This window comes from Pollutimonas rozaliensis (assembly GCF_048751585.1).
In the GTDB taxonomy this organism is placed as follows: domain Bacteria; phylum Pseudomonadota; class Gammaproteobacteria; order Burkholderiales; family Burkholderiaceae_B.
Genome location: NZ_JAZHOB010000378.1, coordinates 1 through 233, shown reverse-complemented (window position 1 = coordinate 233; position 233 = coordinate 1). Strand labels below are relative to the sequence as shown.

The window sequence follows — 233 nt, the reverse complement described above, 5'->3', positions numbered from 1 at the left end:
AGGCGGCCTCGGCAAAGTCATCGCCAAACCAATCAATATCACCATCGGCGGCCAGCACGGCATGCGGGATGTGCAACACACCCGCCTCACCGGTTACGCGGTTGCGGCCGTCTACGATAATCTCTAAATCCAAGCTGCTCAAGGTGGCGGCATCAATTTTAAAGCCGCCGCCGGTGCGGGTTTTGTAGCTCACTTTAATGCTGGCGCCGTCTTGCACGGTGCTGTCGGCGGCC

General features: G+C 59.2%; 1 protein-coding gene. It reads right to left on the bottom strand.

Features of this window, described 5'->3' with window-relative positions; all coding sequences use genetic code 11:
- On the bottom strand, nucleotides 1–233 hold a 233-nt coding region (locus tag V0R37_RS23300), incomplete at both ends, for a phage tail tube protein (RefSeq protein WP_420376718.1).